Source organism: Clostridium putrefaciens, assembly GCF_900461105.1.
Taxonomy (GTDB): Bacteria; Bacillota; Clostridia; order Clostridiales; family Clostridiaceae; genus Clostridium_L; species Clostridium_L putrefaciens.
Genome location: NZ_UFWZ01000001.1, coordinates 950,582 through 966,362, shown reverse-complemented (window position 1 = coordinate 966,362; position 15,781 = coordinate 950,582). Strand labels below are relative to the sequence as shown.

The window sequence follows — 15,781 nt, the reverse complement described above, 5'->3', positions numbered from 1 at the left end:
GGTGGAGTTTGCTTATAAGTAATACATCTCTCCATCAAAGGCTTAGAAGAACTTATCCAGGGGCGTAGCATCCGTAACACCCCCACCTTGAATAGGATAGGGGTGTTACGGATGGTAGCCGTCGGATAAATGATGGTAAATCTATATAGATTTAGCAGTGTTACACTTCCAACACTGTTACTTAACTAAACTCTTCAAAATAAGACCATAGACTAATTAATTAGTCCATGGTCTTATTTGTTAAATTGATATTGTTTTTTAACTTATAAGTTTAAAACTGTATTATAATATCTATCCGACAAATCATCATGAGTAATAATAAATGTTATTCTATTGCTACTGTCATCAATTATCCTATTTAAAATATCATTTGCGCTTTCTTTATCTATATTTGAAGTTATCTCATCTAAAATAAGAACATCCGAATGATTATATAAAGCTCTAACTATGGCAATCTTTTGTTTCTCTCCTCCCGAAAGATTAGTTCCCCCTTCAAGTATAACAGTATCCAAATTAATATTTTTAAAAATTGTCTCTAAAATAGGATCTTTAATTAAGTCATTTTCTATTTGTAATAATCTCTCTTTTCCCAAAAATAAATTATCTCTTAAAGTACCTTTTATAATAGGAACATTTTGAGATAGATACTCTACATTAGATCTAATACTTTTATTTGTTATATTGATGATACTTTCTTTATTTAACTTTACACCTTCCGATTCTCTAAACTTTGGAATTAGCTTAAGTAAAGTGGATTTGCCTGCACCACTTGAACCTTTTATCCAAATTATATCACCTTTTTTATAGCTACCATTAATATCCTTAGATAATACTCTATCTTTTATCATTAGTTCATCTATTTGTAAATCAACTGTATCTATTGATTCTATATCAATATGTCCGTCTAATTCTCTATGTTGTTTAAGTTCTTCTACAAACCTTTTTGAGTTTACCATATCTCTTTTATTCAAATTAGAGCTGGTCAACTGATTTACTTGATTAAAAAACAAAGGCAATATTATTGTATAAATAACCAGATTCATTGGATTTTGATTTAATTTCATATAGTCCATTACTAAGAAAACCATAACCATAATGTTTACTATAGAATTCATTGATTTTAACAAAGTACTTGATGACTGAGCATAAATATTCACCTTAGCCATTGATCCGTAAATCTTATTTAATGATGAATCAAATTGTTCAAATAATCTTTCATAATTAGGTAATTGTTTTAAATAATCTGTTTGGTTTACTATAGAGAGAATCTCTTGCCATCCAGATGAAGTGCTCTCTTGCATATTTTTTGATCGTTTCATTAGTTCTTTATTTAGTAGTCTATAACCAAAATAATTAATAGGTACAATTATTACTAATATAATAGCAATATAAGGATTCATCAAAAAAACCATTACAGTTATTGAAGTAATTATTATGAGACTTGACCATATTTTAATAGCATCTCCTGTATAGTATGCATAGAAACTATTTACTGAAATAGCTATTCTCTCAATCAAATTCATAGGTCCCTTTTCATTGATTTCATCATACTTCAAATGAAACATACTATTTAACATCATTACACAATTTTTTATATTAAAACCCTTTGCAAACTTTTCTCTTATTGATGTAAATATAATTTCTATAATTAAAGCAAGTAACAAAACTACGAATAACCATATAACTCTTTCAGATGTAAACCCTATACTGTCATTATTCCATATCTGTATAAGTATAGGTGGTGTCAAATATGCTAAACTATTTATTATAACCATACATATCATAACAATTAAAAACTGACGATATTTCACTTACAATCACATCCTATAAATATTTTACCCGCCTTTGAATTATAGCATAATGATATTTTTATTAGTTTAATTTGATAACTCTAATCTACTTACCATATCTTTTCAATACTAAATTATCAAAGTTTTAAATAAAATTTATCAATTATCATCTTATTTATTACTTTATCAGAGATATGATAATCAGGTTCAATACCACAACCTAATTTAAGATGTGAACCTGATTTTGATATAAATTCATATTCTGGAAACCTTATATAATAATTGTTAATCCTTTTTACAGAATTTAAAACCCATTTTCCTTCTGTTTGCGCACCAATAATTGTCACATTATCAAATTCACTTAGTTTCATTGCTAACATCTCAGCAGCACTAGCAGTTTCTTTATTTACAAGTAAATATATGTGTAGTGGTTTATAGCATATTTTTAATTTTGATGTTATTTTGAAGAAAGAATCTTGTTTCTGAAGATACAATAAGACATCTCCATGATTATAAAACAGCTCTAGTATTTTAATCAAATTATGTACTCTACCACCTTGATTATTTCTTAAGTCTAGCCAAATCTTTTTATTATCAAAGTTAGTTACACTTATTAAATCAAGATTTTCAAAGTCATATAAATGTATATACAATTCATTATCATTTATGATTTGATATTCATTCTTTCTAGATTTTGTAATTATATTTGGATATTTGAGATTTATAGTTTTTATATATCCTTTATTATCTTTAATCTTAATCTTATATTTATCTGATCTATTTGCTAACCCCTTTGATGAATTCATACCATTAATATCTATAACCTTAACAGTATTATTGATATTTTTAAATCCACTTATTATATAACACTCATTATTATAAAACCTATATTTTATTCCTAATAAATTGAATATATTAAATGCAGGTTCACTATTTAATATATCAAAGTATTTACAATTTCTTGAATAAACAAACTTTGGTAAGCTTTCAATTAGCTTACTATTATCAACTTTAAATGCATATTGACCAATTAACTCTTTAATAATATCTCCTTTATTAACCATATATATTTAATAAGCCTTCCAATTTCTTTTTTACAATTTGTTTATGATAATCACAAATACATTCTGCTTTAGCATCTAATGAATCATATACATTAAAAGCTATTGCTCTACAACCTCCACCACATAAATATTTATATTCGCAATCTTTGCAACCTTCTATATTATTAACATTTCTTTTTTTAAACTCTTCTGTAATTTTTGATTCTTTAAGTAGATTATACCAATTCTCATCAAAAATATTTACAATTTTAAATTTATCATTTAATAATGCTTGACATGGATATATATATCCTTTACAGTCAATTGAAATTTCTTTATAACAGCCACCACAAATATTACCTGAAAAATTCAACAAATTTTCATCAACTTCTATCATATCTATTTTTGGCATAAAATCAACTTCACTAATATTATTAGGTATAAATATATTAGATATGAATTTAAAACCATTATCTATTGAAAATCGTTCAACTTCTTTCCATATATGTTCATTAATACTTGATACAACAGATCTAATATATATTTTGTTTGAATAATTTATTGCAATATTTGATAAGTCCTTTGTTAAACTCTCTATATTTAATCCTATTCTCTGATTACTACTTTGTCTTAAAGTGTCTAAACTTACAATTACTGAATCAACATTATCTAATACTTTTACATTTTTCAATAATTTTGTACCATTAGTTAATAAAACTAATTTAAAACCCATTTTCTTGAATTTGTATGTTATATACTCTAAATCATCTCTTAATAATGCTTCTCCACCAGTAAAAGTTATCTTTTTTACATCAATTTTTTTCAACTTTTCTCCTATCATTAAAATATCATCTGTAGTTAGAAAATCTGTATCATTTAGATTTTTTTTATTATAACAATAATCGCATCTTAAATTACATCTTTGAGTTAAATGCAAATATACTTCATCTAATGATACCTCAACTTTTCTATTGCTCAATCTTTCCGCATATGATAATCTATGATATTCATGATAATTATTAAATAAGACTCCATTTTTTATAAGTAACGATATACTTAAATCATCGATAATCCCATTACTTATTAGATTATCAATACTATAATCTGACTCAAAAATATTTTTATATGTACCAATACTTATAATACATGCCTTATTTAAATGATAATTATAAACTAAAACATTCTTGTTATTACTTGTAAAAATTAATTCTCTTGATCTATCCATATTTACCTCCATTAAGACGCTTAACGCCGTCATAAACAATTGTATCATTGAGCCCGTACACTTATAATTGATATCTTCAAATATAGGTGTTCTAGGATGAGAGTCAATATTGCTATTTCTCTTTATTTACTTACATGGGATGTTTACCATAAGGTTGGTTTATCCTATATGTTGTAGCGTTGACATCTAAAAAAATAGTCCGTTGCAATAATTGTATCTACTTATAAAAATAGTATATCTATTTATCAGTAGGCTAGAGACTCCTTTATACCATAAAAAGATATTCAATCTTTGCCAAAAATTAATAGTTATAGATTTAAATTGGTTGGTGTGGAGCCTTCAGAAAAAACGTACTTAAAACTGTATAATTATTTCTAAGAGTCCTTTCCTTTTTATAATATTTTTCAATGGCTTATAAAAAGATTTAAAAAAGTCATCTAAAAATAAGCAATCATATTTTTTAGTACATTATTACTTTTTTAAATAAGACCTATTAATTATACTTATCTTTATGCAAGAAAGGGACACAGTATTTAATATTTCGTGTCCCTTTTTAGATTAAACTACTTTATTATGTCTTAAGCGCCACCTCCTTGGCCTATTAGATAGCCACATGCACATGAACATGCATCCATCTGTTCAAGAACATCTGTCGGTAGCTCTATTACATATACTTCATTGCATTCCATAAATTTACCTCCTTATTTATTTTGATAGTGTTAACACCATCTTTATCTTTTGACTTAATTAGGAACACAGTATTTAATATTTCGTGCCCCATTTTAGATTAGACTACTTTATTATGTCTTAGGCGCCACCTCCTGTTCCTACTAGAGCGCCACATGCACATGTACATCCATCCATCTGTTCAAGAATATCTGTTGGTAGCTCTATTACATATACTTCATTGCATTCCATAAATTCACCTCCTTATTTATTTTGATAGTGTTAACACCATCTTTATCTTTTGACTTAATTAGGGACACAGTATTTAATATTTCGTGTCCCATTTTAGATTAGACTACTTTATTATGTCTTAGGCGCCATCTCCCATGCCTACTAGAGCGCCACACATCCATCTGCTCAAGAATATCTATGGTAGCTCTATTACATACGCTTCATTGCATTCCATAAATTCACTTCCTCATTTATCTTTTGGCTTAATTAATGCTATTTATTTAAACTTAGACGTTTAAAACTGTATTATAATATAATTTAGTAAATCATCATGCGTAAAAATAAATGTTATTCTATTACTACGGCCAACAATTATCCTATTTAAAATATCATTTACGCTTTCTTTATCTATATTCCAAGTATAACAGTATTTAAATTACCTTTTTGGAAAGTCATCTTCTAAATAGGTCTTTAGTTTAATTTTAGTCAATACGTAAATGTGGCTTTTTGTTTATAAATAACTTTTATATAAGGTTACCTAATTATGACTTGTAACCCATCTGTTACTATATATCATATAGCATTTACGATATTATGCAAATAAATACCACTCTACATATTCCGACAATATTAGATATATGATAGCTATATGTGTAAGCCTACATCACTCTAATTAGAAAGTCTTTATGAGACAATTCACCACACGCTAAAAAAAGTGCCACTAAATTAACTCTAGTGACACTTTTACTTTTTCTATTCTATTTAAAAAATTATTTGATTTCTGATTTAGCCATTGGAAGTATTACTTCAACATCAGAGTGTGGTCTTGGTATTACGTGAACTGATACTAATTCTCCAACTCTTTCAGCAGCAGCAGCTCCTGCATCTGTAGCAGCTTTAACAGCTCCAACGTCACCTCTTACCATTACAGTAACAAGTCCAGCACCTATTTGCTCTTTACCTACTAAAGTTACATTTGCAGCTTTAACCATAGCGTCTGCTGCCTCTATTGCTCCTACTAATCCCTTTGTTTCTATCATTCCTAATGCATCATGTTTCATTTTAAATTCCTCCTAAATATTTTTATTATATTTATATTAATTTTATAAATATTACTTAACTATTGTTATCTTTGTTTTTGAGCTAATGCCCATTGCGTTAGCTTCTTCAATATCAAGATGACATTCAAGTTTTGAAGCGTCATTTGCTCTAATAGCAACATTGCTATATATTCCACCTCTTAAGTCATCAATTTTTATTGATACTATATCTCCATTACAAACATCTAAGTTTTTAGCATCTTCTTTTGTCATATGGATGTGTCTTTGTGCAACAACTAATCCTTCTTCAAGTTGAACAGATCCTTTTGGTCCAATTAATGTAACCCCAGCTGTTCCACTTAAGTCTCCAGATAATTTTACATGTTGCTTTACTCCAAGTTTAATGCAGTCTCCCATTAATACCTCAACTTGAGTCTTGCTTCTTTCAGGTCCTAAAATTCTAACTCTTTCAATTGCTCCTTTTGGTCCACAAATTGTCAAAATTTCATTGCAAGCATATTGCCCTGTTTGAGATAAATCTTTAAACTTTGTAAGTTTATAACCTTTTCCAAAAAGGCTTTCTACATCCTTTTCTGAAAGATGTACATGTCTATTAGAAATTCCTACTGGAATCTTTGATAAATCTTCTTTAGTTAACGTATTTGCTTGCTTATCCTTAACAGCTTCTAATACAAGCTTTAGTAATTCTTCATAATTATCCATTAGTTATTACCTTTCATAGATGAAATCATTTGATTAACTAAAGCTAAAAGTTCTTCTTCTTTTAGTTTGCTACTATTAGATTCAGTAACTGTAGTTTTATCATTAGAATCTTTTAAAGTTTTTGCTGCTGCTGCAATTTGATCTGGGCTCATATTCATACATTGATTTCTAGCAGCATTACAATTTTCTGCAGTTTTTATACGATTAAAGCTTGGATCATTAGATGCTAATGTTGCACAATCTTTTAAACCATAAGCAACTCTCTTAATATTTATAAGATGCTTTGGAGTAACATTTTCAGATGTTGAACTTCCTCCCCATGTACCACAACCTAATGTAAATGAAGGACTAAGTCCTGTGCTTGCACCTGTTCCACCTTGTGATCCACCAGTATTAACAAGAATACGGGAAGCTGGCTTCTTTGCAAAGGCCATAACCATGTCTCTATCTTCAGTATGTATGCTCATTGTATGTCCGATTCCATTTTGAAGTAATTCAATACTTAATTCACATGCTTCGTTGCAATCTTTTACTGTATAGAATCCAAGAACTGTTGTAAGCTTTTCATATGATAGTGGGTTACCAGCACCTACACCATTTTGTCTTCCTATAAGTACTTTAGTGCCTTGTGGAACTGAAATACCTGCAGCACAGGCTATAACCTGTGGACTTCTTCCAACAAACTTAGCATTCATAGTATGTCCATTTTTAAATAATATTTTGCATACTTTATCAGTTTCTTCTTCTGTCATAAAGTATCCGCCTTGTTTTTTAAACTCTGCAACAACTGCATCGTGATTGCATTCTTCACATATTATAGATTGTTCTGAAGCACATATTGTACCATTATCGAAAGTCTTACTTGCCATAATGTTTCTAACAGCTTTTTCTATGTTGGCAGTCTTCTCTATATATGCTGGAGAGTTTCCTGCGCCAACACCAAGAGCTGGTTTTCCTGCACTGTAAGCAGCTTTAACCATTCCTGGACCACCTGTTGCTATTATTATTGCAACTTCATTACACTTCATTAATTCATTTGTAGCTTCAATAGTTGGTGTTTTTACAGTACTTATAATATTCTCTGGTGCACCAGCTTCTATAGCTGCATCGTTCATTAACTCAATTGCTTTAATTGTACATTTTGCAGCAGATGGATGTGGCGCAAATACTATAGCGTTACGAGATTTTATAGAAATCATAGCTTTAAAAATTGCAGTAGAAGTTGGATTTGTTGAAGGTATTATACCCATAACCAAACCAACTGGTTCAGCAATCTCTATAACTTTATTTACCTCATCTTCATTAATTATACCTATAGTTTTCATATCTTTTATTGAATCATATACTATAGCAGATGCTAAATGATTTTTATAGGTTTTATCCTCAACTTTACCAAAACCTGTTTCTTCAACTGCCATTTGTGCTAAACAAACAAGGTTTTCCTGTGCAACTCTAACCATGTTGCGTAAAATTTTATCGATTTGTTCTTCACTATAAGTAGCAATTTTATTAGCTGCCACCTTTCCAAGTCTAGCAAGGTTTCTTGCCTCTTGTACTGAATATAAATCCTTATCAAAGTTTTCCATTATATGTTCATTCCTTTCGTAAATTTATAGAATTTCAAACTGAAATCTTAAATTTACATATATTAATTAAGAAAAATCAAGTAATTAAATCTTACTATTTTTTTCGTAATATGCTTTGAATTTTGAAATTAATATCTTTTTGTCAGCTTTTGAAATTGTTCTACCCGTAATTACAAAGTCTTCATACTCACGAGCTAAATTTCTAAGCTTAACAACTTTTAGCTTATCTAATGTTAAAACAGCTTTTTGTATGCCATCTTCACTTACTAATTTATCTATATTACTTTTGTGCAGTTTATCTAAATCCATTTCTTTAACCTGCTGTTTAGTACCCGCTAAACCTTTTACTGGTTCTACATCTTCTACTTTTAAAACTTCTTTTTCAGATTGTACTTCTATATACTCCAGTTGTGATGCTATAGCTTGTACTTCTCTATATTTAACTTCTGACTCTGCTACCTTAGTAGATTGTACTTCTTCTTTTTGTATTGATTCTACCTCTATAACATCTTCATTACATGGGCTAACTTTTAAAACCTCAACTGTAACCTTTGGTCCAATTATAGTCTTAAGTTCTTCGCTTGGCCTTGGCATTATGTGATCTGAAATTAAATATTCTGGATTAATTCTTTTTACTGCTGCTGATCCAGCTTCTATAGCTGCCTTAACTGAACCCACATCCCCCGTAACTATAACTATTACAAGACCACCACCTACATAAGTCTTTTCAACAATACTTACATCTGATGATTTTAGCATTATATCAGCAGCCTCAATTGCTGTAATTAATCCTTTTGTTTCTATTAAACCAATCGCTTGCATAGGTTTATCCTCCTAGCTTTTTTATGAAAGATCCGCCCAGTTTGCTGGATATGTTACATAAAACATCCTTGCTTTATCTGGTGAACCCCAAACTACTTTAGAACCTGATGGTATAAATAAAACATCTCCTGGATAAGCTGTATATACTTTTTCATTGATTTCAACTGTTAAAGTTCCTTCTATAACATAATCAATTTCTTCATAAGTTAATTCCCAATCAAATTTTGAGTCTTGAATTACTAAAAATCCAGCGCTCATTTTTGATTCCTTTTTACTTATTAATTCTTGAAAATACACTCTTGCATTCTTATTACCAGTATCAAATGTATCCATTTTTACTGTATTTCCTCTAACAAGTTTAACTCCGCTAGGGTCACACTCAGCATCAAATAAAAGATTTTTGGGTTTTAAACTTTCCATAAGTCCTTCTAAAAGACCTTTGTCCATCATTGCTTTAAAGACATTAAGTATCATTTCACTATCAATATCTTCTATACTTGTAGTTTTTTTAACTTCTACACTTTCTACTTTAGGTTTTGTAGTTTCAAATAAAACTTTATCCTCTGTTGTAAATGTTATCTCATTATTTATTGCAAGTTCTTTAGCTGATGGTGTAATTATTTCAGTTCCATCTATATACAAGGTCTTTTCTCCACTTACTATTAATTCTTCAACATTCTTTGCACTAATTAACCTTTTCATATTTTCACATCCCGTCAGATAATTTTAGTCTTTATATTAACCCTAAAGTCCTATGACTTTGCTAAAAAAGATTGTGCTTTAACTTAAAGTGCAATCATTATCAATTATCCCAACTACAACTGCATCTACTGGAATATTGTCCTTTTCTAACATCATACGTGCAGATGATCCAGTACTCACAATAACTCTATCTCCAATACCTGCCCCCATAATGTCAGCAACAATAAACCTGTGTCCCTCACCTGTTTCACCGATATCCTCAGCTAACATAAATCTAAGTCCATTAAGTGATTCTGCTTTTCTAGTAGCCCATACGGTATCAATAATTCTCGCTATTATCATTTTAACTTACCTTGTTCCATTTTCAGTTCAATCTCTTTTAATGCAGATTCAACTGATGATGTATCCCCAAAAATAGCAAGCAAAACCATGTGCTGTGGACATGTACCTCTAATATCTTCAACGTCAACACCAACAGATTTTTCAGCAATATCTGCAACATAAATCATATCAATAAGTTTGCCTTGAATGAGTCCTATTGCATCAGCATTATCTAAATTTGCTTTGCATCCCCCACCCATTCGTCTTCTAAGAATTTCCTTAGTTCCATTGGAAGGTGATTTTATAATTCTAAAATCCACTTTTAAACACACTCCTTATTATTCAATAATATCCTGTGTACAACTTAATGCTATTCCAAGTGGTGTAACAAACATAGGGTTTTTAGGTTTATGAGTATATATCCCTGTACTTTTTTCTATAATTCCTTCAATTCCTGTTAAGCAGCAAGTACCACCTACTAAAGAAATTTCATCCACACTATAATTTCTAATATTATTAGTAATTATTGATGCTACCTTTTCAACTACTGGCTTTAGTACAGGTAACAATTCTTTATGATTTTTATTATCTCTTTTGAACTTATCTGCTTTTACAAAATCTATTTTATATGCACCTGATATAACAAGTGAAAAATGAGTACCACCTGTAGCTTCATCAACAACATGAACAACTTTTCCATCTTTTAAAACTGATATTCCAGTTGTTCCACCACCAATGTCCACAACGGCACCATTTTCAATCTTAAGTACAGCATTTGCAGCGGTAGGTTCATCTAAAAGACAGGTCAATTCAAATCCAGCTGCTTGAACTACATTTTTAATTGCTCCTGAATCTAAAGTATCTGTTCCAGGTGGAATTGCTGCTGCTGCATAAATAAGCTCAGTATTTAATTTCGCCTCTATTTCCTCTTTAAGTTCTCTAACAAGTCTTACTGCACCAATATAATCAACAACCATACCATCGCGAACTACATCAGCATATCTGTATGCGCCAGCAACTGGCTTATAATTTTCATCTAAAACTGCTAAAACTACACAGGCAGTACCTAAGTCTACACCGGTATAATATACAGAAGATTTCTTTGTAATTGGTTTTTCTATAACTTCTTCGAATTTTTTAATTAAATCATCACAATATTCAAAGTTTATTCTCTGATTTGATATTTTCTTCTTTGACATTCTTTTCCTCCTACTGCTGAACAAATCAATTGAGATAATGAATTAATTATTAAATTAACTCTTTCCACAATTTTATTTTTTACATCAGTATTTTCTGATTCAAAGGTTTCAAGTATTTCAACTTGGAACTCTTGTAAAATGCAACGAAGTATGTGCATTTTTAAAATTATCTTTCCATTTTTAAGTTGCATATGAAAATCAGTTATTTCAAAACAATCATCAACATCACTTGTAAAATTTAATGAATTCATTCCTGTGCAATCTTTAAAATAGACAGATTCAAAATCATCTCTTTTTTCTATAGCTTTTCTTATGTTTGATAATTTTTTACTTAAATTCATAATATCTTGTGCTAAAAACACATCTTCTTCTAATATTTCACTACTAGTAATAAGACATTTAGCTTCTATGGATTTTAATCTTAAACAAATCTTCTTTTTAGATTTAAAATGCGTATCTACTACTTCTTCTTTTACTATTTTATCGTCTTTATCTTTTGTCCCTTTTATTTGAAACTTATCATTTTTAGAAACATCCATCTTTATATTTGAAGCATTATTATTTATTTTTATTCTCTTATCAGATAAGTATTGAGCAGCTCCTGGTGTAAGTCGCTTCCCTTGCTCTATTTCGTAGGTCTCAAAATGTTCTTTTTTATATACATCTCTTAAATACTCTTCGGTAATAAATTTTATCATTGACCTTACTCCTTACCTTTTTCAAATCAATACTTCTTTAAAGCATCAATACTTCAATATTATCTATTAACATTAATGACGAATTACTTCTACTTTTAAATCGTATTTTGAAATCCATCCTTCTATTCTATCTAAATCTTCATCCTTTAAACTAGGATCATCCTTTATAGGATATTCCATATTTAATTGGTTGTATTTGTTTACCCCCATCTTATGATACGGAAGTAAATCAACTCCTCTAAAGTTCTTATAATCTTTATATGGGCTTAAAAATTCCATAGTTTTTTCAATGTCTTCTTTTGAGTCATTAACACCTTTTAATAAAGGCATACGTATTTTTACATTATATTTTAGACGAAGAAGTTCTTTTAGATTTTCTAAAATCTGTTCATTTCTAACGCCTGTTAATTCAAGGTGTGTATCAGAATCCATATGTTTAATATCGAATAAAAATAAATCTGTAAACTCTGCAACTTTAAGTACTGATTCTAGTTTTGCATAACCACAAGTTTCAATTGCAGTATTTATACCTTCTTGCTGACAGGCCATTAATAGACTACAAGCTGCCTCAGGTTGCATTAAAACTTCACCGCCACCAAGTGTAACTCCGCCACCAGACATTTCATAAAATGTTCTATCCTCTTCTATTATTTCTAGAAGTTCTGATATAGTTTTTGTTTCTCCTACTATTGATAAAGCTGATTTAAGACAAGCATCTTCGCATTTACCGCAGCCTATACACTCTATACCACGATTAACTTCATGCTTTAGAGTTTCCTTTGAGATACTATGTATTCCAACTGGACAAACAGGAACGCAGTCACCACAATTAACACATAAATTAGTTTTAAGCATAACTCTATGCTGCTTAATAAGTCCTTCAGGATTTGCACACCATTTACAACGAAGTGGACATCCTTGGAAAAATATTAATGTTCTTATACCGTCTCCATCATACATATTATACTTTTGAATATTAAAAATTCTTGCTTTTCGTTCCATTATACCTAAATTTCCATTACTCATATTCTTCATTCTCCAGTTTCATTTACTTTTATTTTAAATGAAATCTATAATCTACATACTAATATGTAGATTATAGATTATATAAATTTTAATTACTTTAAAGTTTTATACTACCTTTTATTAAAAGTGTGTAAGCACAGTTCTACTGATTATCTCATCTTGAACGTCTTTACATAACTCAACAAAGAATGCACTGTATCCAGCAACACGAACTATTAGGTCACGGTATTGCTCAGGGTGTTTTTGTGCTTCTATTAAAGTTTTGTTATCTAAGTAGTTAAACTGAATTTCTCCAAGTTGAAGAGTACATGCACTACGTAATAATGTAATTATTCCTTGCTCTCCTTCTTTTGTATCTAAAAGACCAGCTATTAATTTAAAGTTGTGAACCATTCCTATATTCATATCTTCACAAGACATCTTAGAAACAGACTTAATTATAGCAGTAGGTCCTTTAAAGTCAGCTCCTTGTGATGGACTTATACCATCTGATAGAGGCATCCACGCTCTACGTCCATTTGCTGTAGCTCCAGTCAATTGACCAAATGGAGTGTTGTTAGATATTGATAAAGTACCATGACTAAGAACTGAATATAATGTCTTATATTTACGATGTTCTCTTTCAGTAAAGTTAACTAGATCAGCTGCAATAAGATCTGCATAGTCATCATCGTTACCATACTTAGGTGCATCTAAACAATCTTTCTTTAATTTATCATATCCAACAAAGTCAGCGTTTAAACCATCCTTCATTTCTTGTAGTGTGTACTTCTTATCATCAAATACTAATTTCTTTATAGCTGCCATAGAATCTGTGTAAGTAGCTAAACCACTCCATATAACTCCTGGTCCGAAGTTATACATAGCTCCACCAGCTTCTACTCCCTTACCTTTTTCCATACAACCTTCATACATCATAGACATAAGTGGTTTTGGTGCAATATCTCTATGAACACGTTGAGAAATTACTGTAGCAACACTTGTCCATTTAGTTATATATTTGATTTGATCTTTAACAGCTTCTTCAAATTGCTCATAAGTTTTAAACTGATTTATATCTCCAGCATCTGGACATACAGGCTTACCATACCATTGAGGTACACCATTATTTAAAGCAAGCTCTATACATATTGGCCATTGAGTGTATCCGGTAGAAGTCCATTGATATAATCTTCCTGCCTTTTGAGGCTCAACACATCCCATTAAGCAATAATCTCTTGCATCTTCTATAGAAACTCCCTTTGATAACATCATTTTTATATGAACATCATCAAAGTGACATGCTGGGAATCCCATACCTGCACGAATAACTTGAACTATCTTTTTAAGATACTTTTGTGGTGATGATTTGTGTATACGACAAGCTAAAGATGGTTGATATATCTTAACATGGCGAACTGCATCCATTAAAAGGTATGTCAAATCATTTGTAGCATCACGTCCTTCTCTAGTAACACCGCCTATGCACATGTTAACAAATGGTTGGTAACCTGCGAAGAATTTAGATCCACCTTCACTTGTTATCCACATAATTTCAGACATTTTTATAAGCATACAACCTGCTAATTCAAATGCTTCAAAATCATTCATACGGCCTGATTCAATATCATTTTTGTAAAATTCATACATATATTGGTCAACACGTCCTATAGACATACCAGTTTGGTTTTCTTCAACTACAAGTAATGATTCTATAGTCCAAACTGATTGAACTGCTTCAAAAAACGTTGATGGTTTATGTGCTGGCACCCTAGCGTTTACTTCAGAAATCTTTAGAAGTTCTGCTTTACGAGTAGGGTTAGTTTCTTTTGCTGCAAGCTCTGCTGCGTGCTCTGAAATACGTTTAGCATATATCATAACACCCTCTGCAGTATCTATTAATGATCTATAAAAGTATATTTTCTCAATGTCTTCTGGTCTATCGTAACTAAGATTTTCTAATTTTTCTTCTGCTTCTTTTACTATGTCAAGCATACCCTTTTTCATTAATATAACGTCATATCCTGGGTTAGAGTCTCCTCCACCATTTACTGCGTGATATGAACAGTCTGAAACAAAAGATTCTCCTGAAAGTTCCCATACTCCAGCTTCACGATACTGGCTTTCACAGTACTCATCAACTGATTTACCTTCCCAAAATGGAAATAACTCTTCACGCATAAATTTCTTATCTTCTTTTGAGATATAGAATGGGTCTTGTGGACGAGTTCCTATTGTATCTATTTCATCTAGCATCCATCTCCAAGCTATATCAGGTGAAAATGATCCTGCACGTGGGCTTCCGTTTGGTGCTCCAACTATAAGCTCATGATCTTGAATTAATATTGGGGCAGTTTCACAACAACGTCTAAAAGATTTACCACGTATAACTGATTTAGGCATACCTGGGTTTTTCTTAGTCATCTCAGTTATAACTCTTGCACGGTGAGTTGTTATTGATGGAACATGCTTTAAATAGTTTTCTTTTAACTTAGCTAAACGCTCTGTTATTCCATCTGGGATTTCACCATTATTTACACCTGCTAATTTAGTAGTTGGCTCTTCATCTACCATATCTTTTGAAACCTTTTTAAACATTTCTAATATACTAGCACGTTCTACTTCTGACATGTTCTTAGTAGCTTCCATAAACTTACTTGAAAATTCTTTTGAAAATTCGTTAATATCCATTTCAATTACCTCACATTCTTTAATTTTATTTCAACACTG

The 15,781-nt window shown here is 30.4% G+C and carries 14 protein-coding genes; all 14 read right to left on the bottom strand.

Translation table 11 applies throughout. The features are described from left to right. Positions 1 to 263 precede the first annotated feature (263 nt). Complete coding sequence (locus tag DY168_RS04160; protein ID WP_104410271.1) at positions 264 to 1,811, bottom strand: ATP-binding cassette domain-containing protein; 1,548 nt, start codon at positions 1,809 to 1,811, stop codon at positions 264 to 266. A 116-nt stretch (positions 1,812 to 1,927) separates the two neighbouring features. Continuing rightward, the gene (locus DY168_RS04155) at positions 1,928 to 2,854 is read right to left on the bottom strand and encodes a S41 family peptidase (protein ID WP_104410272.1); all 927 of its coding nucleotides are present in this window, start codon (positions 2,852 to 2,854) and stop codon (positions 1,928 to 1,930) included. Continuing rightward, the gene (locus DY168_RS04150) at positions 2,847 to 4,058 is read right to left on the bottom strand and encodes a radical SAM/SPASM domain-containing protein (protein ID WP_169994102.1); all 1,212 of its coding nucleotides are present in this window, start codon (positions 4,056 to 4,058) and stop codon (positions 2,847 to 2,849) included. The genes DY168_RS04155 and DY168_RS04150 overlap by 8 nt, the downstream gene beginning before the upstream one ends. Positions 4,059 to 5,725: 1,667 nt before the next feature. After that, positions 5,726 to 6,016 carry an ethanolamine utilization microcompartment protein EutM gene (gene eutM / locus DY168_RS04145; RefSeq protein ID WP_115640615.1) on the bottom strand — a complete coding sequence of 97 codons (291 nt, stop codon included), beginning with the start codon at positions 6,014 to 6,016 and terminating at the stop codon, positions 5,726 to 5,728. A gap of 51 nt (positions 6,017 to 6,067) precedes the next feature. Continuing rightward, the gene (locus DY168_RS04140; protein ID WP_115640614.1) at positions 6,068 to 6,718 is read right to left on the bottom strand and encodes a phosphate propanoyltransferase; all 651 of its coding nucleotides are present in this window, start codon (positions 6,716 to 6,718) and stop codon (positions 6,068 to 6,070) included. Then, a complete protein-coding gene (locus tag DY168_RS04135) occupies positions 6,718 to 8,304 on the bottom strand; it encodes an acetaldehyde dehydrogenase (acetylating) (RefSeq protein ID WP_115640613.1) in 1,587 nt (528 codons plus the stop codon). Before DY168_RS04135 ends, DY168_RS04140 begins: the two co-directional genes overlap by 1 nt. A gap of 84 nt (positions 8,305 to 8,388) precedes the next feature. Next, positions 8,389 to 9,126 carry a BMC domain-containing protein gene (locus DY168_RS04130; RefSeq protein ID WP_115640612.1) on the bottom strand — a complete coding sequence of 246 codons (738 nt, stop codon included), beginning with the start codon at positions 9,124 to 9,126 and terminating at the stop codon, positions 8,389 to 8,391. Between the two features lie 21 nt (positions 9,127 to 9,147). Beyond that, positions 9,148 to 9,828, bottom strand: coding sequence for a cupin domain-containing protein (locus DY168_RS04125; protein ID WP_115640611.1), 681 nt, complete (start codon positions 9,826 to 9,828; stop codon positions 9,148 to 9,150). Positions 9,829 to 9,906: 78 nt separating this feature from the next. After that, positions 9,907 to 10,170: a EutN/CcmL family microcompartment protein gene (locus DY168_RS04120; RefSeq protein ID WP_115640610.1), complete on the bottom strand. Its 264-nt coding sequence runs from the start codon at positions 10,168 to 10,170 to the stop codon at positions 9,907 to 9,909. Then, positions 10,167 to 10,469 carry a BMC domain-containing protein gene (locus DY168_RS04115; protein WP_115640609.1) on the bottom strand — a complete coding sequence of 101 codons (303 nt, stop codon included), beginning with the start codon at positions 10,467 to 10,469 and terminating at the stop codon, positions 10,167 to 10,169. The genes DY168_RS04120 and DY168_RS04115 overlap by 4 nt, the downstream gene beginning before the upstream one ends. Positions 10,470 to 10,487: 18 nt before the next feature. Continuing rightward, the gene (eutJ, locus tag DY168_RS04110) at positions 10,488 to 11,348 is read right to left on the bottom strand and encodes an ethanolamine utilization protein EutJ (RefSeq protein WP_423237228.1); all 861 of its coding nucleotides are present in this window, start codon (positions 11,346 to 11,348) and stop codon (positions 10,488 to 10,490) included. Next, complete coding sequence (locus DY168_RS04105) at positions 11,315 to 12,046, bottom strand: cobalamin adenosyltransferase (RefSeq protein ID WP_115640608.1); 732 nt, start codon at positions 12,044 to 12,046, stop codon at positions 11,315 to 11,317. Before DY168_RS04105 ends, eutJ begins: the two co-directional genes overlap by 34 nt. Positions 12,047 to 12,118: 72 nt before the next feature. Next, positions 12,119 to 13,072 carry a choline TMA-lyase-activating enzyme gene (gene cutD / locus DY168_RS04100; RefSeq protein ID WP_115640607.1) on the bottom strand — a complete coding sequence of 318 codons (954 nt, stop codon included), beginning with the start codon at positions 13,070 to 13,072 and terminating at the stop codon, positions 12,119 to 12,121. Between the two features lie 120 nt (positions 13,073 to 13,192). Beyond that, on the bottom strand, positions 13,193 to 15,742 hold the full coding sequence (cutC, locus tag DY168_RS04095; RefSeq protein ID WP_115640606.1) for a choline trimethylamine-lyase: 2,550 nt from the start codon (positions 15,740 to 15,742) through the stop codon (positions 13,193 to 13,195). Between the last annotated feature and the right edge of the window lie 39 nt (positions 15,743 to 15,781).

Excerpts from the sequence above, each read along its gene's own strand:
- eutM (WP_115640615.1), bottom strand. The coding sequence starts at position 6,016 with ATGAAACATGATGCATTAGGAATGATAGAAACAAAGGGATTAGTAGGA.
- cutC (WP_115640606.1), bottom strand. The coding sequence starts at position 15,742 with ATGGATATTAACGAATTTTCAAAAGAATTTTCAAGTAAGTTTATGGAA.
- DY168_RS04140 (WP_115640614.1), bottom strand. The coding sequence starts at position 6,718 with ATGGATAATTATGAAGAATTACTAAAGCTTGTATTAGAAGCTGTTAAG.
- DY168_RS04130 (WP_115640612.1), bottom strand. The coding sequence starts at position 9,126 with ATGCAAGCGATTGGTTTAATAGAAACAAAAGGATTAATTACAGCAATT.
- DY168_RS04125 (WP_115640611.1), bottom strand. The coding sequence starts at position 9,828 with ATGAAAAGGTTAATTAGTGCAAAGAATGTTGAAGAATTAATAGTAAGT.
- DY168_RS04150 (WP_169994102.1), bottom strand. The coding sequence starts at position 4,058 with ATGGATAGATCAAGAGAATTAATTTTTACAAGTAATAACAAGAATGTT.
- DY168_RS04135 (WP_115640613.1), bottom strand. The coding sequence starts at position 8,304 with ATGGAAAACTTTGATAAGGATTTATATTCAGTACAAGAGGCAAGAAAC.
- eutJ (WP_423237228.1), bottom strand. The coding sequence starts at position 11,348 with ATGTCAAAGAAGAAAATATCAAATCAGAGAATAAACTTTGAATATTGT.
- DY168_RS04155 (WP_104410272.1), bottom strand. The coding sequence starts at position 2,854 with ATGGTTAATAAAGGAGATATTATTAAAGAGTTAATTGGTCAATATGCA.
- cutD (WP_115640607.1), bottom strand. The coding sequence starts at position 13,072 with ATGAGTAATGGAAATTTAGGTATAATGGAACGAAAAGCAAGAATTTTT.
- DY168_RS04105 (WP_115640608.1), bottom strand. The coding sequence starts at position 12,046 with ATGATAAAATTTATTACCGAAGAGTATTTAAGAGATGTATATAAAAAA.
- DY168_RS04120 (WP_115640610.1), bottom strand. The coding sequence starts at position 10,170 with ATGATAATAGCGAGAATTATTGATACCGTATGGGCTACTAGAAAAGCA.